Below are 21594 nucleotides of genomic sequence, written 5' to 3'. Positions count from 1 at the left end.
CAAGGACAGAGCGCAGAAAAGAGCCGCGCGCCTAACGCGGTTGATGGAAAAGGGAGGAGCGGATGCTTTATCGCACCGCAGGACAGTACAAAACGAGTTACCAGGCCGACCAGGCGTTGTTCCCGGTCCGGCAGGATGCCGTGCTGCTGGGGATCATCCTGCTGTTCGTCTGGGTGATCTTTCCGCTGACGGCGAGCGAGTTCACCTTTCAGACGCTGCTGATCCCGATCCTGATCTATTCGCTGGCGGCCTTGGGCCTGAACATCCTGACGGGCTATGCCGGGCAGTTGTCGCTGGGCACGGCGGCGTTCATGGGGGTCGGGGCCTATGCCTGTTACAAGCTGATCACCATCATGCCGTGGATGAACCCGATTGTGGCGATCCTGCTGTCGGGCTTTTTCAGCGCCGGTGTGGGTGTGATGTTCGGCATCCCGTCGCTTCGGATCAAGGGGTTCTATCTGGCGATTGCGACGCTGGCGGCGCAGTTCTTTCTGGTCTGGCTGTTTGAGAAATGGGCCTGGCTGTACAACTACAACGCCTCGGGCGCGATTCAGGTGCCGAACCTGGATATCTTTGGCCTCTATGTCTCTGGCCCGCAGGCGGATTCGATTGTGCAGTATTACGTGGTGCTGTTCATCGTCTGCCTGCTGACATGGCTGTGCATCAACCTGACGCGCGGCACGCTGGGCCGCACGTGGAAGGCGACGCGCGACATGGACATCGCGGCGGAATTGATCGGCATCAACCTGATGCGGTCCAAGCTGACCGCCTTTGCGATCTCATCGTATGTGGTGGGCGTGGCTGGTGCGCTGTTTGTGTTCATGTGGCGCGGCGCGGCGGAACCGAACCTCTTTGACATTCCGCTGTCGTTCCGCATCCTGTTCATCGCGATCATCGGCGGGTTGGGGTCGATCATGGGCAACTATCTGGGCGCGATCCTGATCGTCGGTCTGCCGGTGGTGCTGAACCTGCTGCCCGAGACGCTGGGCATTCCGATTTCATCCTCGATGGTGGAACATCTGAACATCATGATCGTCGGCTCTTTGATCGTGTTTTTCCTGATCGTCGAGCCGCACGGGCTGGCGCAACTGTGGCGTCTGCTGCGTGAGAAACTGATCCTCTGGCCGTTCCCCTACTGAGGGGAGAGGCCCAACAACAAAAGACCAAGATTGACAGTGACATGAGAGATTCCAAGGGAGGAAAGACATGAAACATTTCACCAAGCTGGCCTTTGCCGGTGTTCTGGCGGCGCTGACCGCCGGTGCGGCGCAGGCGCAGGAACTGTATACCCCGAACCTTGCCTATCGGACCGGACCGTTTGCCGCGACCGGCATTCCGCTGATGAACGGTCAGGCCGACTATATGGCGATGCTGAACGCCCGTGACGGCGGAATCGGCGGCATCATGATCAACGCCGAGGAGTGCGAGACCGGCTATTCCACCGAAAAGGGCGTGGAATGTTATGAAAAGACCAAGGGCAAGGCGATCGTGACGCAGCCGTGGTCGACCGGCATCACCTTGCAGGTGCTGCCCAAGACCAACGTCGACATGATCCCGATCCTTGCGCCGGGCTATGGCTTTAGCCCGATGATGGACGGCAAGACCTTTCAGTGGTCCTACAACGCCCCGGCGGGCTACTGGGACGCGGCGGACATGATCATCCAGTATCTGGAAGGCATGGGATCGCTGGACGGCAAGACCATCGCGTTTCTGCACCTCGATCACCCCTACGGCAAAGAGCCGCTGCCGGTTCTCGAGGCGCTGGCCGCCGAAAAGGGCTTTGAGCTGAACCCGATCCCGGTCGGCCTGAAGGAAATGCAGAACCAGTCGGCGCAGTGGTTGCAGATCCGCCGGATGCGTCCCGACTATGTCGTGATGTGGGGCTGGGGCGCGATGAACGCCGGGGCCATCACCGAAGCCGTCAAGACCAAGTTCCCGATGGAAAACATGCTGGGTGTCTGGTGGTCAGGCCATGACGCGGACCTGGCCATCGTCGGCGAGGCCGGCAAAGGCTACAAGTCGATCAGCTGGTCCTTCCCGAACATGGACGCGCCGGTCATGAAGGACATCCAGTCGATGGTGATCGACGCGGGTCTGTCCAAGACCGATGAGACCGAGATGAAAGGCGTGTTCTATTCGCGCGGCATCGTCATCTCGGCCATCCTTGCCGAAGGCATCCGCGTGGCGCAGGCACAGTACGGCACCGCCGAGATCAATGCCGAGCAACTGCGCTGGGGTCTGGAGAACATCAACATGACCGAAGCCCGGATCGACGAACTGGGCCTGACCGGCATGGTGCCGCCCTTTGCGACTTCGTGCTCCAATCACACCGGCCATTCCGGTGGCTGGATGCTGGAGTGGGACGGCGAAAAATTCGTCAAGGTCAGCGATCTCCTGACGGCGAATGTCGCCAACTACACCGCGCTGGCGCAGCAGAACGCCAAGGACTACGCCGACGCCAATGCGCCTTGGCCGGTGAATGACACCTGCGAGAACTGATCGGAAAAACTCCCCGGCGGCGCGGACCGCTGCCGGGGGGCCAATTGCGTAATTTCACCAAGAAAAGCTGCTGGGGCCGCGATACGCCCCGAGGTGTGAGGAAAAGTCGATGCTGGATGCGGCGCGAACGGATGAGACGCTCCTTGAGGTCAATAACGTCGAGGTGATCTACAACCACGTCATCCTTGTGCTGAAAGGCGTGAGCCTGACCGTCAAAAAGGGCGGGATCACCGCCTTGTTGGGCGGCAACGGCGCAGGCAAGACCACGACGCTGAAGGCGATTTCCAACCTGCTGCACTCTGAGCGCGGCGAGGTCACCAAAGGGTCGATCGTCTACAAGGGCGAGGCGGTGCAGGATCTGGAGCCCGCGGCGCTGGTCAAGCGCGGCGTCATTCAGGTAATGGAAGGCCGCCATTGTTTCGAACACCTGACCGTCGAGGAAAACCTGCTGACCGGCGCCTATACGCGCAAGGACGGCAAGGCGGCGGTCGAGGCGGACCTTGAGATGGTCTACAATTACTTTCCCCGGCTGAAGGAACGGCGCAAGTCGCAGGCGGGCTATACCTCGGGCGGGGAACAGCAGATGACGGCGATTGGCCGCGCACTGATGAGCCGCCCCGAAACCGTGCTGCTGGATGAGCCGTCAATGGGGCTGGCGCCGCAGTTGGTCGAACAGATCTTTGAGATCGTGAAGTCGGTGAACGAAAACGAAGGCGTTTCGTTCCTGTTGGCAGAGCAGAACACCAACGTCGCGCTGCGTTATGCGCACAGCGGCTATATCCTTGAAAACGGTCGCGTTGTGATGGAGGGGCCTGCCGCCGAGTTGCGCGAGAACCCGGACGTCAAGGAATTTTACCTCGGCATGTCCGACGAAGGGCGCAAAAGCTTTCGCGATGTGCGCTCTTATCGCCGCCGCAAGCGGTGGCTGGCCTGACCCCGCCCCTGTTCGCAAGGACCGCTGTCCGAGAGGCCCCCTAGTCGAGAGGCCCCTAATCGAGAGGAATGACGTGATGATCCGTTTTGCCCTTGTCGCCTGTCTGGCCGCTCTGGCCGCCGCACCAGCGCTGGCCAGCGATCTGGTCCTGCGCGATGTGTTGCAGGAACAGCCGCTGTCCGACGTCCCCGACATGAAGGTGGTGATTGCGCGCGTGACGGTGAAACCGGGGGGCGCGGTTTCTGATCATATGCATCCGGGCGATGAACATGCGGTGGTGTTGCAGGGCGGGACCGTTCTGCTGACCGACGGGCAGGAAGCAGAGTATGCCGAAGGCGACGTCTTATTCTTTTCAGCCGGTGAGATGCACGGCGGGTTGCGCAATATCGGCGGCAGCGAAATCGTTTTGCTGACCACCCATGTGGTCAACACGCTGGAACCCTTCCGCTGGCCTGCGGAGTGACGGCATGCCAGATGTGCAAGCGGATCAGGTCAAACGTGCGGACTCAGCGGCGGTCTGCGGTCAGCCTGCCGAGGCGCTGACCGCGCCGATGGCCGTGGCCGGGTAGCCATGTTCCATCCGCATCTCTTCGATCCGCGCCAGTGCTTCGGCCCGCGTGTTCCGAATGTTGGGACGAAAATCCTGACTTTCGGCGCGCAGACGGATGTCGGCCTCTGTTTCCGAGCCGGGCGCAAAGCGCACGGAGCCAAGGGAATGCGCAATGTTCAGGGTCTTGCCCCGGTGCGCGTATTGCACCCAGGCGGCGGGCAGGATCTGCGTGCCTTCGTAGTTGATCAGAAAGAACCATTTGTCATAGCCAGAGGCGGCGATGCGGGCCTCTATATGGTCGTAGAAATCGTTCACATCGCGCGAGTGGTGAAAGGTGAACCACGAAAAATCCGCCTCCATGATGCGGCTGTCCTCGTCAAAGGAGATGCGGTGAAAGAAATCCGTTTCGACGTAGTTCGGGTCATGCTGGACGCGGGGGCCCCGCCGACGCGAGGGCATCTGGCCGATCCGCACCAGCGCGTCGGCGCGACTGGTCAGCAGGTTGGGATCAAACGCCTCCGTGCGGGCGGCGCGTTCGATCTGGGCGGCGGTCTCGGGCGAGGCGTCGTAGCGGACCGTTCCCATGGAATGTGCAAGGTTCAGTGCGCGGCCCCGGCGGGCGTAGGCCACCCATGCGCTGCTGTCGATCCGGGTGCCATTGAGGTTGATAAGGAAGAACCAAAGCTCTTCGCCTGTTGCGGCGATGCGGCCCTCAATCCGGTCGTAGACCCGGTTGACGGTCTCCGAGCTATCGAAGGTGAAATCGGAGAAATCCACCTCCATCACCTGCCGGTCTTGGTCAAACTGAATGCGGTCGTCAAATTCACGGGCCATCGCCGGGCCTCCTCTGCCGTCGATTTTCGTAACTCTACCGGGCGTTGCGGCGGCGCACCTTGTTTCAGATCAAAGCTCCTGAGGTTGCGGACACCGCGGGCAGGGGCGCGACACATGCACAGGCCGGGACCGGCAGCCGGTCCGGTCCTGACGCAATTGCGAAGGAGAGCTTGATGAGCACCTATTTCGACGCGCTGGAAACACGCAGCCGGGACGCGCGCGAGGCGGCACAGCTGGAGGCGGTGAACACGCAACTGGCCAAATACGGAATCGACCGGCTGGAAACGCTGGCTGGTCTGGCGGGGCTGCCGGTGCTGCGCAAATCGGATCTGGTGGCGATGCAGGCGGCGCAGCCGCCGTTTGGCGGGCTGCCGGTGTCGAACATCGCGCATGTGTTCCAAAGCCCGGGACCGATCTATGAACCCGGCGGCATCAGCCATGACTGGTGGCGCATGGGACGTTTTCTGAACGCGGCCGGGATTGGGCCGGGGGACATTGTGCAGAACTGTTTCGGCTATCACCTGACCCCGGCGGGCATGATCTTTGAATCCGGCGCGCGGGCGGTGGGGGCGATGGTGCTGCCCGCTGGAACCGGCCAAACCGAATTGCAGGCGCGGGCAGCGATGGACGTGGGGGCGACGGCCTATGCCGGAACGCCGGACTACCTCAAGCTGATCCTTGAGAAGGCGGATGCGATGGGTCTGTCGTTAAAGATCACTCGCGCTGCGGTCGGCGGCGGCGCGCTGTTTCCGTCGTTGCGGCAGTACTATGTGGATCGCGGCATCCAGTGCCTGCAATGTTACGCCACCGCGGATCTGGGCAACGTCGCCTATGAGAGCCCGGCCATGGAGGGCATGATCCTTGATGAGCATGTCATCGTCGAGATTGTCACCCCGGGCACCGGCGACCCGGTGGCTGAGGGCGAGGTTGGGGAGATCGTGGTGACCTCGCTCAACCCCGATTACCCGCTGATCCGTTTTGCCACCGGCGATCTGAGTGCCGTGTTGCCGGGGGAAAGCCCCTGCGGCCGCACCAATACGCGCATCAAGGGCTGGATGGGCCGCGCCGACCAAACGACCAAGATCAAGGGCATGTTCGTGCGCCCCGAACAGGTCGCCCAACTGGTCGCGAAACACGATGAGATCGCGCGCGCCCGTGTCGTGGCCACCCGCGAGGGCGAAATGGACATGATGACGGTGCGAATCGAGACCGAAGCAGGCGATCCTGCGGCCTTTGAGGGCAGCGTGGCCGAGGTGTTGAAGCTGAAAGGCAAGGTCGAGTTGGTGCCGCCGGGCGCGCTGCCGCGCGACGGTTTGGTGATCGAGGACCAGCGCAGCTACGACTGACCCCGCGCAAGCCTTGTCCAACCGGCAGGAAATCGCGCGCGTCGGGGCCGGTAGGCGGTGATTGGGCGAAACCCCGCCATTTTCCCCCCGCTGGCCGCTTGCCCTGTCGGGGCGTCCCGGTAGGCTTTGTTTCGGAGCAGACGACGGGGAGGAAAGCTCATGCGGTTTCTGGCAGTGGCCTTGGCGGGCGCGGTACTGGGCGCGACAAGCGCGCTGGCAAACGGCGATGCGCTGGTGATCGGCAACAGCCGGTACACCGCCGTGCAAACGCTGTTCGGCGCGCAGCGGGTCGCACAGGCGGCCAGCGCGCTGAACGCCAAGGGATTCGACGTCACGCTGGTGCAGGACGCGGACGCGGCGGACATGCGCCGGGCCTTTGGCGAGTTCGCCGAATTGCTGGACGACGATGGCGGCCCGGTGGTGATCCTGCTGACGGGGGCTTTTGTGCATAGCGCCGGTGGCAGCTATCTCTTGCCGGTGACCGGAAATGGCCGGATCGACGAGGCCGATGTGCTGATGCAGGGCTTTCCGCTGGATGCGGCGCTGGCGGTCCTGTCGGCCCATCAGGGGCGGGCATTCCTTGTTCTGGGTGAGACCGGCGAGGATCCGGACCTGAGCCTGTATCTGAGCGCCGGACTGGGGGCGTTGGACATTCCGCATGGGGTGACGGTGATCCGGGGGCCCGCTGTGGACGTGGCGCGCTATGCGGCGCGGGACATGGCCCGGACGGGGCGTTTCGTGCGGCGGGCCGCCATCGAATATGAACTGCAAATAGAGGGGTACGCGCCGCAAGGTCAGGTAATCGTGCGGGCGGGGGATGTGACGCCGCCGCGCGGTGCCATCGACCCGCCGCTGCCTGACCCCTTTGCCAACCGGGCGGCTGACGATGTCGCGTGGCGTCTGGCGCAAGAGGCCGATTCGGCAGAAGGCTACCAGACCTACCTCGACGGCTTTCCAGGCGGGGTGCATGTGAACGCGGCGCGTCAACGGCTGTCGGCGCTGAACGCCGAACCGTTTTACCGCGAGCGCCGCGCCGAAGAGGATCTGGAACTTGACCGCAACGACCGCAGGGCGATTCAGCGCGCGCTGACCATTCTGGGCCATGACACGCGCGGCATCGACGGTGTGTTCGGCGACGGCACGCGGGGTGCGATCCGGCGCTGGCAGCAAGAGGTGGGGCTGAGGGTCAGCAGCTATCTTGACCGTGATCAGATCGCCCGGTTGCAAACGCAGGCCACGCGCCGCGCCGCCGAACTGGAGGAAGAGGAAAAGCGCCAGCAGGCCGAAAGGGCGCGTCAGGAGCGTGTCTTCTGGCGGCGCGTCGAGGACCGGGGCGAAGAGGCGGGCTTTCGCGAGTATCTGCAGAAATACCCCGAAGGACGCTTTGCAGATGAGGCCCGCGCGGTTCTGAAATCGATCGACAAGCAACGCGCGGAACAGGCAGCGGGCCAAGACCGGCGCGACTGGACCAAAGCCACGCAGGCCAATTCTGTCGCGGCCTACAACACCTATCTGCGTGACTGGCCCAACGGCGCTTTCCGCGAAGAGGCCAAACTGCGGATATCGCAGTTGCAACTGGATGCGGACAGGGTGCGCAATTCGATTCAGGCCAGCCGTGAGGAAAAGGCAATGAACCTGAACTTCGTGGCGCGCCAACTGGCTGAACGGCGGCTGGAACAACTGGGCATGAAGCCGGGCAAGGTCGACGGTAAATTCGATGAAAACACCCGCGCGGCACTGCGCCGTTTTCAGGATGCGCGCGGGTTGCGGGTGTCGGGCTATCTGGACGAGCAAACCATGGTGCGGCTGCTCGCCGGCGGTATCATCGGCATAGATCGCTAACGTCGTGGCCCCGGGGCGGCATGTGCCGCCCCGAACACCCGCCAATGTGCGCAGGGGGGATGCTGACCGTTGCTGCGGACGGCAACGGCGGGTCTTTTCGCGGTACGTGCGCCACTGAATGGCTCAAACCGCCCTGTTCAAGGCTTGGGTGGATTTTCCATCAGGCATTTTCCGCGAATAATTGATAATTTCCGACAGATTTTCTTTCAAGATTTGGGCACGTCTCGGTGCTCTGCTTCACCCGGTATTAAGGTGCATCTAAGAAAATTAATGCACCGAGTCCCCGGGGTAGTTGCGCGGTGAAGGAGTGTTCGTGGATAAGTCTTTGGAAAAGCGCAGTGGCGGAATTTCCGCGCTTCATATCGTTATTGTCGCCTTGTCGCTTGCAATGACGGTTGGCGCTTGGCTCTATTCAAAGCATCAGGTGGATACGCAAGTTAAAGAGCATTTTGAGGCGGCCAAGGACCGCGCCATCGGTTTGATCGTGGATCGCATGTCTAGATATGAAGACGCTCTGCAATCCGGTGTCGCCCTTGTCGATGCCAGCAATGGTAGGACGTCGCACACCGAATGGCGAAATTTCGCGAATTCTCTGAAAATCGAAGATAAATATCCGGGCGTAAACGGCATTGGCGTCATCTACTATGTCGATCGGACGGATCTGTCACAGTTCCAGTCAGCCAGAGCGGCCGAGGGGCGCGAGTTCTCGATCTTTCCGGAACATGTGCAGGAATTCTTGCTGCCAATCACCTACATCGAACCCGAAGACATCAACGCCGCGGCAATTGGCCTTGATGTTGCGCATGAGACGAACCGCAGAACTGGCCTGTTGGCCAGCCGTGACAAAGGCATGGCGCAGATCACAGGACCAATCGTTTTGGTGCAGGACAGCGGCAATACACCCGGCTTCCTGTTTTTCACGCCCTTCTACGAAGGTGGGACTCCGGCCACTGTCAAAGAGCGGCAGGAACGCTTTATCGGCGTGGTCTATGCGCCCTTTGTCGTCAAGAAACTGGTCGAAGGATTGCTTTCAAAGGATCTCCGCGAGGTGCGGTTCAGCATTCGTGACGGCGCAGAGACGATCTACGATGAACACAGTTCGGATGACCCGCTCAATGATGACAATCCGATGTTTCAGGAAACCGTTGATCTTGAAATGTATGGGCGGACATGGTCCGTCGATATCCGCACGAACAAGGCTTTCCGCCTCCAGAACGGGTCCGGTCAGCCGACGCTGATCCTACTGGGCGGCTTGATCATCGAGATTTTGGTGATTTCGATGCTGGCATTGCTGGCGCGTTCCAACCGGCAGGCGCACGCTTATGCCCACCAGCTGACCAATGAATTGCGCGCCAAGACCGAACACCTTGAACACGCAAACGGTGAGATCGAACAGTTCGTCTACATTGCGTCCCACGATTTGAAGACACCGGTACGTGGGATCGGATTTCTTGCGGATGTGATCGAAGAGGATATCGAAGAGATCATTGGCCCGCTGGAAAAGCACACCGAGATCAAGATGCACTTCAACATGATTCGGGATCGGGTCAACAGAATGAACGACCTCACAAAAGGCATCATGGAATATTCGCGCATCGGAAACTATGGCACAGAGGTAGAGCCCAGCGTTCCGGTCAGAAAGATAGTCGAAGATTGTGTTGCGGATTTTGAAGTCGATCCCGTCCAAATCCGCCTGACATCCGTGGTCGACGTCATTGATTGCGACAGTCAGAACTTTCGCCGCGTGCTGGAGAACCTGATTGGAAACGCCTTCAAGTACCACCCGAATCCCCGGGCGGCGCTCATCGATCTGAATGTCGAAGACTTGGGGGACCGGATCAAAGTGTCCGTCAAGGACGATGGCAAGGGTATCGCACCAGAGTTTCACGACAGAATTTTCGGGGTGTTTCAGACCCTTCGCAAAAAGGATGAGCCGGAAAGCACGGGCATTGGCCTGGCGATTGTCAAAAAGGCCGTGCTGCGCCACGGATTCGATATTTCGGTGTCGTCGTCCGAAGGCGAAGGAGCAGAGTTCACGTTCTATTGGCCGAAGCGACGTGAAGACAAAAGCTTGGAACTTGGGAGGGTTGCATAACATGTCCCGTCAGATGAATATCCTGCTTGTGGAGGACAATTCACTTGATGCCATGATGGTCCAGCGCGCTTTGGCCAAAATTGCGTCGAACGCTGTCACTACACGCGCCGAAGACGGTGTCGAAGCGCTGGAAATTATCAATTCCGGCGAACTGTCCGGCCCGTTTTTTGTGCTTCTCGATATCAATATGCCCCGGATGAACGGGCACGAATTTCTGAAAGAGTTCCGTACCACGAGCGCTGCGTCAGATAGCGTCGTCTTTATGTTCACAACCTCCGACAGCCCCCAGGATATCGCGAAAGCCTATCGTCAACGGGCAAATGGCTACATTGTAAAGCCGCATAACAGGGAGGACATGAAGAAGAAGATGTCCACCCTTCAGGGGTTCTGGACCATTTGTGAGCCGCCTGTGCCGCCTGTCTGAGCAACAGGCCAGCCGCGCTTTCAGCGGGGGCTTTGCATTCGCCTCGGGGGCGTCATGTGTCCCGGTGAGGCTCGTGTTGATGTGATGCCCCATGCAGCCCGTGACCGTAGTGCATAGTGGGTGGCCCGGCCCACCCGTGGCCAACGCAAACCGGGGATAATCGTCAGCCCGAAATGCGACCGGACATCACGGCGCGACAACCCGAACCCTCAACACGACCCGACACTGCTGAATCACAATGCACGCTGTCGCGGGGTTTGAGAGGCGGCCAAAGAAAAACCCCCGCGGGCATGGCCCGTGGGGGTTTCTTCGTGTCGATCTGAGGCGTGATGCCGGGGCTTAGCCCTGACGTGCCTTGAATCTCCGCTGTGTCTTGTTGATCACATAGACACGGCCCTTACGGCGCACAACGCGGCAGTCGCGGTGGCGCTTCTTGAGCGAGCGGAGCGAATTGGCGACCTTCATGGGTCTTCTCCTATCGTCGCGGCGCGCGAGCGCCTTTGGTTGCGGCCAATACCCAATTCTCCGTGAGGCAAGCCCCCCGGAGAGCGGGTTATGAATTCATGGTGGGCGATACTGGGATCGAACCAGTGACCCCTTCGATGTCAACGAAGTGCTCTACCGCTGAGCTAATCACCCATATGTCCGTGCACACCCTCTTTGGCCTCTGGCGAAGCCGCAGGTGGTGCGCGCCGGTGGAGGGTCTATAAATGCCTTCTCCGCGGGGATCAAGGGCTTTTGGAGGGCGCAGAAATCGGTCTATCTTGACCCCCAAGAGGAGCGCGGATGCCAGAGACATCGTACCACCTTCATATGCCTGAAACGCAGACATCCTGCGTGGTTTTCGCGTCTCCGCATTCCGGTTGCGATTACCCGCAAAGCTTTCTGCAGACCACGATTCTGGACGCGCACAGCATCCGAAGCTCTGAAGATGCCTATGTCGACCGGCTTTTTGACTGTGCGCCGCAGTTTGGGGCGGTTTTTCTGCGCGCCGGGGCGCCACGGGCCTATATCGACCTGAATCGCGCGGCCGAGGAACTGGACCCCGCCCTGATCGAAGGGATGCGCCGCGCCGGACACAATCCGCGGGTTGCCAGCGGTCTGGGCGTGGTGCCGCGCGTGGTGGCCGGTGGCCGGGCGATTTATCGCGGCAAGCTGACGCGGATGGAGGCAGAGCGCCGAATCGCGCGAATCTGGACGCCGTATCATGACCAGCTTCGGACATTGCTGGCCAATGCCCGGGACCGGTTTGGCGAGGCGATTCTGGTCGACTGTCATTCGATGCCGCATGAGGCGCTGGACGGGGCTGTGCGCCACGGCGGCAAACGGCCCGAAGTGGTGATCGGTGACCGGTTCGGCGCGTCGGCCCGGTCGGAGATTGTCGAGCGGGTCGAGGCGGCGTTTGCCGGGGCCGGGTTTGTGGTGGCCCGCAATGCGCCGTTCGCAGGGGCCTTTACAACCCAGCATTACGGACGCCCTTCGCGGGGGCAACACGCGGTGCAGGTGGAAATCGACCGCGCGCTGTATATGGACGAGGCGACGATCACTCCCAATGCGCGGTTCGAAGAGGTCCGCTCGGCTTTGCGCGGGGTTGTGGCCGAACTGGCCGATCTGGGGGATCGGCAGCCGCAACAACTGGCGGCGGAATAGGCGGCCCCTGCGCGCTCTGCACGACGCGGCCCCACCCACCCACCCGCGCGCGTCGTCCAGAGCGCGCAGGGGCCGGTGCCCGGGCGGGGTTATCTGTCGGGCGTCAGCAGCCGGTTCAGCGCGGCCTCCAACGGTGCAGGGGTGTCGATCTCCAGCCGCACCGGCAGGGTCAGTACCTCTCGGCGCATCTCGGGCGGCAGGCGGACCGCGTCTTTTTCCGTCGTCACAAGCTGTGCACCCAAAAGTTGCGCCTCGCGCATGAGGCGCGTGACCAGCGCGGGTGTGAAGGGCTGGTGATCCTCCAGCGCCTCGGCCCGGCGGATATCGGCGCCCAGCCCGCGCAGGGTGGCAAAGAACTTCTCGGGGTGGCCAATGCCCGCAAAGGCCAGCGCGGGCAGGCTGTCCCAGTCCATGCCGGTCTTCAACGGGGCAAGGTGCCCGGTCAGATGTGGCAGCGTGATATCTGCGGCCCAGTCTTGGGCGAAACGATCCTGCGCGGCGCGTGGCCCGATAGAAAGCAGCAGATCGCCCCGCGCCAGCCCGGTGCCAAGCGGTTCGCGCAGCGGCCCTGCAGGCAGGCAGCGTCCGTTGCCGAACCCGGCAACGGCATCGACGCAGATCAGGGTCAGATCCTTGGCCACGTCGGGGTTCTGGTGCCCGTCGTCGAGCACGATCACCTCTGCGCCCGCTGCCTCGGCGGCTTGCGCGCCCGCCGCGCGGTCCTTGGCGACCCAGACCGGACAGAATGCGGCAAGCAGCAGCGGTTCGTCCCCGGTGTCGTGTGCCAGATGTGTGCGTGGGTTAACTTGTATCGGACCGTCGAGCTGTCCGCCGTAGCCGCGCGACACCACATGCGGTGACAGCCCGCGCGCAAGCAGCCTCTGGACCAGCGCGATCACCGTCGGCGTCTTGCCGGTGCCGCCCGCGTTGACATTGCCGACGCAGATCACCGGCACGCCGCAGCGCACGCGGGGCGGGCGGGCGACCCGGCGGGCGGTGGCGCGGGCCGTCAGCGCGCCCAGCGGGGCCAGCAGGCGCGCCTGCCAAGCGGGGGCCTGCGGCGGAGTTTGCCAAAATCGGGGTGGGCGCATCAGGCAAGGCCCCTGTCGTCCAGCACGTCGCAGACCTCGGCCAGCACGCGGTCGACAAGTTGCGCACTTGATGAGATCACGTCCCAGCCTGCGTGCGCCATGGTGGCCGCCTGATCGGGCGCAATGAGGTGTGAGACGGCAGTACCCAGTGAATCGGCGTCTCGCACGATCCGCGCGGCCCCGGCGCTGACGAGACGGGAATAGGCGCTGAGATGCGCCCCCACGTTGGGGCCGTACAGGATGGCGGCGCCAAGGGCAGCGGCCTCGAACGGGTCTTCGCCGCCGCTACCGGTCACCAGCGATCCGCCCAGAAATGCCAGCGGCGCAAGCCGGTACCACAGGCCCAGTTCGTCGGGTCCGCCAGCCAGCAGAACCTGCGTGTTCTCATCCGGCATGTCGCCGGTTTCCCAGTCGCAGACGCGCATTTGTTCACTGCGCAGGATGCGGGCGATCCCTTTGGCGGCCTCGGCGTCGGCGGGCGACAGGATCAGCAGCATCCGGTGGGCAAGGCGGCTGGCCTGACGATGCGCATACAGGATGTCGCTGGCCTCTTCGGCGCGCAGCCGCGCGGCCAGCCAGATCGGACGTCCCGCCACCAGCGCGGCGATTTCCTCATGCAGTCCGTCGGGGCAATCCAGCGGGGCCTCGGTGTCTAGAAAGGGGGTCGCGTCATGAACGCGCTCGCCTTCGATGCCCAGCCTGCGGATGCGGCGGCTGGCGGCCGCGCCGTTGGTGTAGAGACTGTCAAACAGCGCCAACGTCGCGGCCGAGGGGTCAGGCAGCCAGCGCGGCGCCTCGGCCGGGAAAGGGGCGTCTTGCAGGTCGAGTGCGATCATATGGCTCCCGGCGTCCGACAGGGCGGCCAGCAATCCGGGGCGCAGCGACTGCCCGGCCCAGAGCGCCACGTCCGGGCACAACCGTCGGATGCTGCGCAGATCGTCCCCCGAAAGATCGCGCGGCAGCGGCGTTGTCGTGATGCCCGGTCGATCCGGCACCCGCCCGCTGAGCCAGACAGAGACCTCGGGGCGCTGGGAGACCAGCCGCGTGGCAAGACTGGCAAGCGCGCGGCCCCGCTCCGGGTCTTCGGCAAAGCCCCAGACCAAGGGGCCGGTGGGGCGGTCCGGCCATTCCGGGGGCGCGCCCGGTGTGGAGGCGCTGCGCGCATAGGCCAGATAGGCCGAAAGGCTCAGCGCGCGGCGCACCATGGGATCAGCCCAGTTCCTCTGTCGACGACGCCTCTTCGCCCTCTTGGCGCAGGCGGTGCAGGTGGGCGATGAAATAGCGCATGTGGGCATTGTCGACGGTGCGCTGCGCCTCTGCCTTCCACGCGTTGTAGGCCTCTTGGTAGTTCGGGAAGATGCCGACGACGTGCAGGTCATTCACGTCCTTGAAGACGGTTTTCGTCGGGTCAACGAGTTCACCGCCGAAGACGAGGTGCAGGCGTTGCATGGGCTGTGATCCTTGTGGTTATGGCATTGCGCGCGAGCCTAGCGAACGCGGGCGGGGGGTCAAGGCGGGGCCGGTTGTGGGTGTCTGACGGGGAGGGGGCGCTGCCCCCGCCGCCCATTCGGGCGGCCCCCCGGGATATTTCTGGACAGAAGAAACATGGGGCGGAGCGGCACGCCTCAGGTCAGCCGCTTCAGCAGCGCGCCGTGCAGGTCCGGGTTGGCGGCGACCAGCCCGTCGGCCTGCGGTTGGGCGGCGTTGAACCGCAGCGGCGCGCCGCGCCGGTCGGTGATCCGTGCGCCAGCCTCGGACAGGATCAGCGCGCCTGCGGCGATGTCCCATTCCCATGTCGGGCGAAAGGTGAACATGGCGTCATACCGTCCCTCGGCCACAAGGCTCTGGCGATAGGCCAGCGAGGGCCGGTGGCTGCGGCGCATCTCGGGCAATCCACCGGGCCACCACTCGGGTTTGAGGCTGGCGCGTGTTGCCAGCACCTGAGCCTCATTCGGGGCGCTGATTGCGCTGGTGGTGATGGGTGTATCGTTCAGGCGTGCGCCGTTGCCAAGGCTCGCGGTATAGAGCTTGTCCATCATCGGCAGGTAGACAACGGCGGCGGTGGTCCGGCCATCCTCGACCACGGCCAAGGCGTGCGCCCATGTCTTTTCGCCCGCGATGAAGGACCGCGTGCCGTCGATCGGGTCGATGATAAAAACCCGTTTGGCGGCCAGCCGCGCGGTGTCATCCGGGGTTTCCTCGCTCAACCAGCCATAATGGGGCCGCGCGTCGCGCAGCATCTGCGCCAGCCGCGTGTTCACCGCCAGGTCGGCCTTGGTCACGGGGCTGTCGTCGGCGGCCTTGAACTGCACGTCGAGTGGCCCGCCGACAAAGCCGCGCGCAATCTCGCCCGCCTGCCGGGCCGCGTCGATCAGAAGGGCAAGGTCATTCGCCGGCAAGGGTCAGTCCTTCGACAAGCAGCGACGGCACCACCCGGCTGAGCCAGGGGCGCGCATCGTTGGCGGGGATCAGGCTGCGCAGCATCTGGCGGAGGTTGCCTGCGATGGTGACGCCCGACACCGGGTAGACCGCTTCGCCATTCTCGATCCAGAACCCGGCGGCCCCGCGTGAATAGTCGCCGGTGTTGGGGTTGATCGTGGCACCGATCATCGAGGTCACCAGCAGGCCGGTGCCCATCTGGCGCATCAGGTCCTCACGGCTCTGGTCGCCTTGCGTCAGTTCCAGATTCCACGCCGAAGGAGAGACAGAGGCCATGCCGCGCGCGGCATTACCGGTGCTTTGCATCCCCAGCTTGCGGGCGTTGGCAAGGTCCAGCGTCCAACCGGTCAGCACGCCCTCGTCGATCATGGCGCGACGGCGTGTCGGCAGACCTTCGGCGTCGAACAGGCGCGAACCGCTGACGCGGGGGCGGTGCGGGTCCTCGATCAGGCTGAGAGCTTCGGGCAGGACCTGCTCTCCCATCGCGTCGCGCAGCCATGACTGGCCACGCGCCACCTGCGCGCCATTGGCGGCGGCGACAAGATGGCCGATCAGCGAGGATGAGATACGTTCGTCGAACAGGACCGGGTAGGCGCCGGTCTTGGGTTTGCGCGGGTTGAGGCGTTCCAGCGCCCGGGCGGCAGCGGTCTCACCGATGTCTTCGGCGCTGCGCAGGTCGGACTGGTAGACGCGGCTGTCGCCATCGTAATCGCGCTCCATCCCAAGGCCCTCGCCGGCGATGGCGACGCAGAACAGACTGCGCGAGGTGCGGGCATAACTGCCGGCAAAGCCGTTGGTCGCGGCTAGGGCGATGCGCTGCGACGAGTACTGGGCTGCGGCGGAATCGATGCGGGTGATGCCGTCCTGCGCCAGCGCGCTGGCCTCGGCCCGGCGCGCATCCTCTTCGAGTTCGGCCGGGGCCGGTTCAGCAGATGCATCAAACAGGTCCAGTCGCGCGGCGTCGCGATCCGTGGCCAGTTGCTCGGCCTCGGCGAGGCCGATGTAGGGGTCTTCGGGCGCTTCGCGCGCCATGGCGACCGCGCGGGTCGCCATTTCGGCCATCGCCGCGGGGCGGACGTCGGATCCGGAAATGCTGGCGCTGCGCTGACCCAGAAAGACCCGCAGGCCAAGGTCGCGGGATTCTGAGCGTTCGGCCTGTTCCAGCGTGCCGCCGCGCACGTCGATCGACTGGGCTGTCGCCTCGACCGCCAAGGCATCCGCCGCGTCGGCCCCGGCCTTGCGGGCGGCGTCAAGCAGGGCGGCGGCGAGCTCTTGGGGCGTATCGGTCATGGGGGCCTCTGGTGTGTTCCGTTTCGCACGGAGGTAAGCCTGTCGGGCCGCAGAGGCAAGGCTGTGGGCAGTCGACCTCTGTCTGGCCAAGGGGTATGCTTGCCAAATTCAAATATCAGGGGAAAGCCATGTTCGATGTGAAGGCGATCTGCGACGGCCGCATTACATTGGCCTGCGTGAGCAATCCCTTTTCCATGGTAGAAGCGTCTGCAGCGCTGGACCGGATAAGGTCGGGAGAGATCGCAGGCGCCGACATGGCCTCGCCCGTGCTGGTGGATGTCCGCACGGTGCGTTTGGCGCAGCTTCCGACCGCAGAGTTTGTCACCTACTTTCGTCGACGGGCGCGCGGCGGAATCGCCCGGACCGGCAATCTCATGGTCTGCCTGTGTGATGACAGCGGCAGCTTCGGGATGCTGAGGATGTTCGGCATCATGGCCGATCTGGAGGGCGTGCGACCGGAAGACAATTACTTTGTCACTGAAAACCTCGAAGAAGCGGCGCTCTGGCTGACGCAGCGGGCGGGGTTCGATGACGCTGTCCGCGCCGATGTCATTGCTGAAACAGAGGCGATCCGGTCCAGTCTGCCCGCATAGGGGGCCTGACCGATTATTGCGCAGGCGTCGTAACCGCCACGATTGGTCCCATGCGACGGCCCAGATCGGCGCGGCCCACCTGCGGCGCGTAGAGTCGTGAGATATTGCCGTCCAGAAACAAAGCGTTGGGCAGCTTGAGCGCGTCGCGGAAGAGGCGGGCGAATTCGTGGAAGGTGACGGTGTTTTGCGAGATCGCAAAAAAGGCCCGGCGCCCGTCCGCCGATGTGCCGACGCCGTTGCGGATATACCGCGACGTGCTGTCGGGCAAAAAGCGCGGGTGCAAAGCTCCGTCGATCACCAACATCGGTCCCGACTGGGTGGCATAGCGGCATTTGGGGCGACGGTTCAGGAAATCGCGAGTCTCGATCACCCGGGCCCAGTCTTTGCCGATGCAGAAGATGCCGTTCGGCAGCAGGCCGAAGTTGCCCGGCCCGGGAGAGGAGATCACGCGCATTTCTTCGCGGCCCTCCTCAAGATAGTGGCCCACCGGCGAGCGATCCTCGTGGTACATGCCCGCGTTCATGGCAAACACGAGGCTCTGCCCTTCTTGGGCGAGTTCCGACTCCAGAACGCTGAAATGGCCGTAAGGGGTGCCATCGGCGTCCGAGCGGAACAGCCGCAGGTCCTCTTTGGCGGCGTCCACCTCGCAGACGACATAGCGGTTGCCGTCATGTTCGATCGGCCCACAGCTGACCGCACCGGCCTGCGGCGCGCTGGCCAGCGCGGCGATCATCAAGGCAAGGCTTGGAAGGAGATGGCGCATGGACACGGTCAGCTGTCGATATCGCGTTTGACGGCTTCGTCGCCCAGCAGGCGGCGGGTTTCGTCGAGCCGGTCAAAGGTGTCATCCAGCCGAAAGCGCAGCTCGGGCGAGTATTTCAGCGTCATGTTGCGGGTGACCGCGCGGCGCAACTCGCCCTTGTTGCGGTCCAGCAGGTCGAACATGTCGTCCTGATTTTCGCCGCCCAGCGGCACCACAAAGGCGGTCGCCACCTTGAGGTCGGGCGACACCCGCACCTCTCCGACCGTGATCGAGAGCCGGTTGAGGTCCGGATCGTGTATTTCACCGCGCTGCAGCACCTCGGAGAGGGAGCGGCGGATCAGCTCTGCCACCCGAAGCTGGCGTTGGCTGGGCCCGGAGGCGTCTTGGAATCTGTTGCGTGCCATGACCCAGACTTAAGCCCGCCATCGCGGTTTGCCAAGCAGTCCGCAGGGGGCGTGCATTCGGCGGCGCGGGAGGCTAACAGGGGCACAACGATCGCGGCAAGGAGCGGGACGATGGAGGATTACGGTGTTGTGGTGACCGGCGTGTCGGGCCGGATGGGTCAGATGCTGGCGCGGCAGGTGGTTGCGCATGAGCGGCTGCACCTCTGCGGTGCGCTGGAACGGGCAGGCCACCCGTGGATCGGGCAGGATCTTGGCCTTGCCATGGGCGGTGCAGCGCTGGGCGTGATGGTGTCCGACGACCCGCTGGAGGCGTTTGCCCGCGCCCATGCGGTGATCGACTTTACCGTGCCCGCCGCGACCGTGGGGTTTGCCGAACTGGCGGCACAGGCGCGGCTGGTGCATGTCATCGGCACCACGGGGCTGAGCGAAGGGGATCTGGCAAAGATCGCTCTGGCGGCGCGGCACGCGGTGGTTGTCCGTGCGGGCAACATGAGCCTCGGCGTGAATCTGCTGACGACGGTCACGCGACAGGTGGCGGCGGCGCTGGATTCGGATTGGGACATCGAAATTGTGGAGGCGCATCACAACCAGAAGGTTGACGCGCCCTCTGGCACCGCCCTGATGCTGGGCGAGGCCGCCGCCGAAGGGCGGGGCGTCGCACTGGCGGACGTGTCGGACCGGGGCCGCGACGGGATCACCGGGGCGCGCACGCGCGGCGACATCGGGTTCCACGCGATCCGGGGCGGGGACATCGTCGGCGAACATGAGGTGATCTTTGCCGCTGCCGGGGAACGGATCGTGCTCAAGCACATCGCCAGCGACCGGACCTTGTTTGCACGGGGCGCGCTGAAGGCGGTCCTTTGGGGGCAGGGCAAGGGGCCGGGCGAATACGATATGCTGGACGTGCTGGGGCTGAAGTAACGCGCCCCCGCGCTCCGGACAAAGCTTGCCCCACCCACCCACCCGCGCGCTTTGCCCGGAGCGCGGGTGCGCGTGGTGTGGGTATGATGTGGGGGGCGCTTCTGACTCACCAAGGCAAAAGCCCCGGAGTCGCCATCGCTTGATTTGCGCCTGACAGCGGACGTCGCACGCTGCAAGCAAAATGGCCGTCTCCCCGAAGGCGGGGCCCCTCGGCAATTTGGCTTGCAGCGCGCGACGCCCGCCGTCTTTTTCGGCGCAAGCGATGGCGGCTCCGAGGCAAATGCCCAGACGGCGGAGGGCGCGCGGGTTCAGAAATCGATGGCGAGGCCCTTTTTCTCCCAGTCGCCATAGCGCACCGGTTCCGGCCCGTCGCGTCCGCCCAGTTCCCGGGGCAGAGCGTTTGCCTCGGTCTCTGCCTTGGCGCGGCGTTCCGCAGCCTCGGCCAAGGCGCGTTGCGCGGCGGGGGGCAGATCAGTGTGGTCTGGGCGATCCGTCTTGGACATGGGCTTTCCTCGTCTTGTGCCTCCTGATATACGCCCGCCGGTCCGTGGGGCAACCCCGCCCCGCCTCACCGGAGAGTCCCCATGCCCGCATCGCCCAGCCCGGCCCGACTGGCCGCCGTCGACCTGCTGGATCAGGTTGTGGAACAGGGCCGCCCCCTGAGCGAGACCGACCGGCTGGACAAACTGGCCCCGGCGGATCGGGCGGCGGCGCAACGCCTTGCCGCCGACACCCTGCGCGGGTTGGAACGGGCGGACCGGTTATTGAAGCCGCATCTGCGCAAACGCCCGACGCCGCGTGTCATGAACATCTTGCGGCTGGGCACGGTCGAGCTGTGTATGGGCGGCGCGGCGCATGGCGTGGTCAGCGATTGCGTCGATATTGCCGCTGCGGGCAAACACACGCAGGGCGCGCGCGGTTTGGTGAACGCGGTCTTGCGCAAGATCGCGGGTGAGGGTGTCGCGGCCTGGGGCAAGTTGCGGGTGCCGCGTCTGCCGAAATGGCTGCGCGAGCCGCTGTTGGCCGCTTGGGGGCCGCAAACCGTCGCCGCGATGGAGCGTGCGCATTTCGACGGCGCGCCGCTGGACCTCACGCCGAAACCCGGCGCGGATCTGCTGGCGCTGGACGGCGAGGCCCTGCCCACCGGGTCCGTCAGGTTGCGGCAGGCGGGGCAGGTGAGCGCGCTGCCCGGTTTCGCGGAGGGCGACTGGTGGGTGCAGGATGCCGCCGCCGCCTTGCCCGCGCGTCTTTTGGGTAATGTGACGGGGCAAAGCGTGCTGGATATGTGTGCGGCTCCGGGCGGCAAGACGCTGCAACTGGCCGCCGCCGGGGCGCATGTGACCGCGCTGGACCTGTCGGAGGCGCGGCTCGCGCGGGTGCAGGAAAACCTTGATCGGACCGGGCTGAAGGCGACGCTTGTGGCGGGGGATGCGCTGACTCATCAGGGCCAGTATGACGCTATCCTGCTGGACGTACCCTGTTCGGCCACCGGCACCATTCGCCGCCACCCTGACCTGCCCTTTGCCCACGAGGGCGAGCGGATCGCCGATCTGATCGGCTTGCAATCCGCCATGCTGGACCACGCGCTGACCCTGCTCAAACCCGGCGGGCGGCTGGTCTTTGCCACCTGCTCGTTGATCCCGGATGAGGGCGAGTGCCAGATCGACGAGGCGCTTGCGCGCCATCCCGACCTCAAAGTTTTGCGCCCCGAGGCCCCGTGGATCGAGGATAGCTGGCGTTCTGACGAAGGCGGTTTGCGCCTGAGGCCCGATTTCTGGGCGGCGCGTGGCGGAATGGACGGCTTCTACATGGCGCTTTTGCAGCGCGGGTAACTCTTTGGTGACTTCGCCCTGTGGGCGGGTTATCCTGAACCCAACAAGCCCGGAACGGGCGACCTTGAGGCAAATCGCAGAGCACCG

The 21594-nt window shown here is 64.0% G+C and carries 22 protein-coding genes and 1 tRNA gene; 12 read left to right on the top strand and 11 right to left on the bottom strand.

What is annotated here, in order from left to right:
* Positions 1–62 precede the first annotated feature (62 nt).
* The 4 genes from VOI21_RS00220 to VOI21_RS00205 all read left to right on the top strand — a co-directional run bounded on the left by VOI21_RS00220 (position 63) and on the right by VOI21_RS00205 (position 3896).
* On the top strand, positions 63–1139 hold the full coding sequence (locus VOI21_RS00220; protein ID WP_323766511.1) for a branched-chain amino acid ABC transporter permease: 1077 nt from the start codon (positions 63–65) through the stop codon (positions 1137–1139).
* Positions 1140–1206: 67 nt separating this feature from the next.
* On the top strand, positions 1207–2499 hold the full coding sequence (locus VOI21_RS00215; RefSeq protein ID WP_323766509.1) for an ABC transporter substrate-binding protein: 1293 nt from the start codon (positions 1207–1209) through the stop codon (positions 2497–2499).
* Positions 2500–2608: 109 nt separating this feature from the next.
* Positions 2609–3433 (top strand): ABC transporter ATP-binding protein, encoded by an 825-nt coding sequence (locus VOI21_RS00210; protein WP_323766507.1) that lies wholly within the window; start codon positions 2609–2611, stop codon positions 3431–3433.
* A 76-nt stretch (positions 3434–3509) separates the two neighbouring features.
* A complete protein-coding gene (locus VOI21_RS00205; RefSeq protein ID WP_323766505.1) occupies positions 3510–3896 on the top strand; it encodes a cupin domain-containing protein in 387 nt (128 codons plus the stop codon).
* Positions 3897–3956: 60 nt separating this feature from the next.
* Here the strand turns inward: VOI21_RS00205 and VOI21_RS00200 are convergent, their stop codons facing one another.
* Positions 3957–4817 carry a hypothetical protein gene (locus VOI21_RS00200; protein WP_323766503.1) on the bottom strand — a complete coding sequence of 287 codons (861 nt, stop codon included), beginning with the start codon at positions 4815–4817 and terminating at the stop codon, positions 3957–3959.
* A gap of 173 nt (positions 4818–4990) precedes the next feature.
* Here VOI21_RS00200 and VOI21_RS00195 point away from each other — a divergent pair, with 173 nt between their 5' ends.
* The 4 genes from VOI21_RS00195 to VOI21_RS00180 all read left to right on the top strand — a co-directional run bounded on the left by VOI21_RS00195 (position 4991) and on the right by VOI21_RS00180 (position 10524).
* Positions 4991–6163 (top strand): phenylacetate--CoA ligase family protein, encoded by a 1173-nt coding sequence (locus VOI21_RS00195; protein WP_323766501.1) that lies wholly within the window; start codon positions 4991–4993, stop codon positions 6161–6163.
* A gap of 159 nt (positions 6164–6322) precedes the next feature.
* Positions 6323–8005, top strand: a complete 1683-nt coding sequence (locus VOI21_RS00190; RefSeq protein ID WP_323766499.1) for a peptidoglycan-binding protein — start codon at positions 6323–6325, stop codon at positions 8003–8005.
* A gap of 313 nt (positions 8006–8318) precedes the next feature.
* Entirely contained in the window at positions 8319–10100 is a 1782-nt protein-coding gene (locus VOI21_RS00185; RefSeq protein WP_323766497.1) for a CHASE domain-containing protein, read from the top strand.
* Between the two features lies 1 nt (position 10101).
* Positions 10102–10524: a response regulator gene (locus tag VOI21_RS00180; RefSeq protein WP_323766495.1), complete on the top strand. Its 423-nt coding sequence runs from the start codon at positions 10102–10104 to the stop codon at positions 10522–10524.
* Between the two features lie 339 nt (positions 10525–10863).
* Here the strand turns inward: VOI21_RS00180 and ykgO are convergent, their stop codons facing one another.
* Complete coding sequence (ykgO, locus tag VOI21_RS00175) at positions 10864–10989, bottom strand: type B 50S ribosomal protein L36 (RefSeq protein WP_007792261.1); 126 nt, start codon at positions 10987–10989, stop codon at positions 10864–10866.
* 99 nt (positions 10990–11088) lie between these two features.
* Positions 11089–11163, bottom strand: a tRNA-Val gene (locus VOI21_RS00170).
* A 147-nt stretch (positions 11164–11310) separates the two neighbouring features.
* Between VOI21_RS00170 and VOI21_RS00165 the strand changes: the two genes are divergently transcribed.
* Complete coding sequence (locus VOI21_RS00165; protein ID WP_323766485.1) at positions 11311–12174, top strand: N-formylglutamate amidohydrolase; 864 nt, start codon at positions 11311–11313, stop codon at positions 12172–12174.
* Between the two features lie 89 nt (positions 12175–12263).
* Here the strand turns inward: VOI21_RS00165 and lpxK are convergent, their stop codons facing one another.
* From lpxK to VOI21_RS00140, 5 genes are all read right to left on the bottom strand, one after another.
* Positions 12264–13265, bottom strand: coding sequence for a tetraacyldisaccharide 4'-kinase (gene lpxK, locus VOI21_RS00160; protein WP_323766483.1), 1002 nt, complete (start codon positions 13263–13265; stop codon positions 12264–12266).
* Positions 13265–14470 (bottom strand): 3-deoxy-D-manno-octulosonic acid transferase, encoded by a 1206-nt coding sequence (locus VOI21_RS00155; protein WP_323766482.1) that lies wholly within the window; start codon positions 14468–14470, stop codon positions 13265–13267. The genes lpxK and VOI21_RS00155 overlap by 1 nt, the downstream gene beginning before the upstream one ends.
* A 4-nt stretch (positions 14471–14474) precedes the next feature.
* Positions 14475–14714 carry a DUF4170 domain-containing protein gene (locus VOI21_RS00150; protein WP_089278402.1) on the bottom strand — a complete coding sequence of 80 codons (240 nt, stop codon included), beginning with the start codon at positions 14712–14714 and terminating at the stop codon, positions 14475–14477.
* Between the two features lie 176 nt (positions 14715–14890).
* On the bottom strand, positions 14891–15664 hold the full coding sequence (locus VOI21_RS00145; protein ID WP_323766478.1) for a 3'(2'),5'-bisphosphate nucleotidase CysQ: 774 nt from the start codon (positions 15662–15664) through the stop codon (positions 14891–14893).
* Positions 15651–16994, bottom strand: coding sequence for a TldD/PmbA family protein (locus VOI21_RS00140; RefSeq protein WP_323766476.1), 1344 nt, complete (start codon positions 16992–16994; stop codon positions 15651–15653). The genes VOI21_RS00145 and VOI21_RS00140 overlap by 14 nt, the downstream gene beginning before the upstream one ends.
* A gap of 128 nt (positions 16995–17122) precedes the next feature.
* Between VOI21_RS00140 and VOI21_RS00135 the strand changes: the two genes are divergently transcribed.
* Entirely contained in the window at positions 17123–17587 is a 465-nt protein-coding gene (locus VOI21_RS00135) for a hypothetical protein (protein WP_323766474.1), read from the top strand.
* A 13-nt stretch (positions 17588–17600) separates the two neighbouring features.
* Here VOI21_RS00135 and VOI21_RS00130 read toward each other — a convergent pair whose 3' ends face one another.
* Both VOI21_RS00130 and rbfA read right to left on the bottom strand, forming a co-directional pair.
* The gene (locus tag VOI21_RS00130; RefSeq protein ID WP_323766472.1) at positions 17601–18350 is read right to left on the bottom strand and encodes a phosphodiester glycosidase family protein; all 750 of its coding nucleotides are present in this window, start codon (positions 18348–18350) and stop codon (positions 17601–17603) included.
* An 8-nt stretch (positions 18351–18358) separates the two neighbouring features.
* Positions 18359–18754 carry a 30S ribosome-binding factor RbfA gene (gene rbfA / locus VOI21_RS00125; protein ID WP_323766470.1) on the bottom strand — a complete coding sequence of 132 codons (396 nt, stop codon included), beginning with the start codon at positions 18752–18754 and terminating at the stop codon, positions 18359–18361.
* Between the two features lie 111 nt (positions 18755–18865).
* Between rbfA and dapB the strand changes: the two genes are divergently transcribed.
* On the top strand, positions 18866–19675 hold the full coding sequence (gene dapB / locus VOI21_RS00120) for a 4-hydroxy-tetrahydrodipicolinate reductase (RefSeq protein ID WP_323766469.1): 810 nt from the start codon (positions 18866–18868) through the stop codon (positions 19673–19675).
* Positions 19676–19983: 308 nt separating this feature from the next.
* Here the strand turns inward: dapB and VOI21_RS00115 are convergent, their stop codons facing one another.
* A complete protein-coding gene (locus VOI21_RS00115; RefSeq protein WP_323766468.1) occupies positions 19984–20178 on the bottom strand; it encodes a DUF1674 domain-containing protein in 195 nt (64 codons plus the stop codon).
* 81 nt (positions 20179–20259) lie between these two features.
* On the opposite strand from VOI21_RS00115, the gene VOI21_RS00110 reads away from it, so the two are divergent.
* Positions 20260–21507 (top strand): RsmB/NOP family class I SAM-dependent RNA methyltransferase, encoded by a 1248-nt coding sequence (locus VOI21_RS00110; protein ID WP_323766467.1) that lies wholly within the window; start codon positions 20260–20262, stop codon positions 21505–21507.
* Positions 21508–21594: the final 87 nt, after the last annotated feature.

The organism is Antarctobacter sp., assembly GCF_034670325.1.
Lineage (GTDB): Bacteria > Pseudomonadota > Alphaproteobacteria > Rhodobacterales > Rhodobacteraceae > Antarctobacter.
The sequence above is the reverse complement of the archived record's forward strand: the minus strand, read 5'-3'. Positions and strand labels throughout refer to the sequence as shown.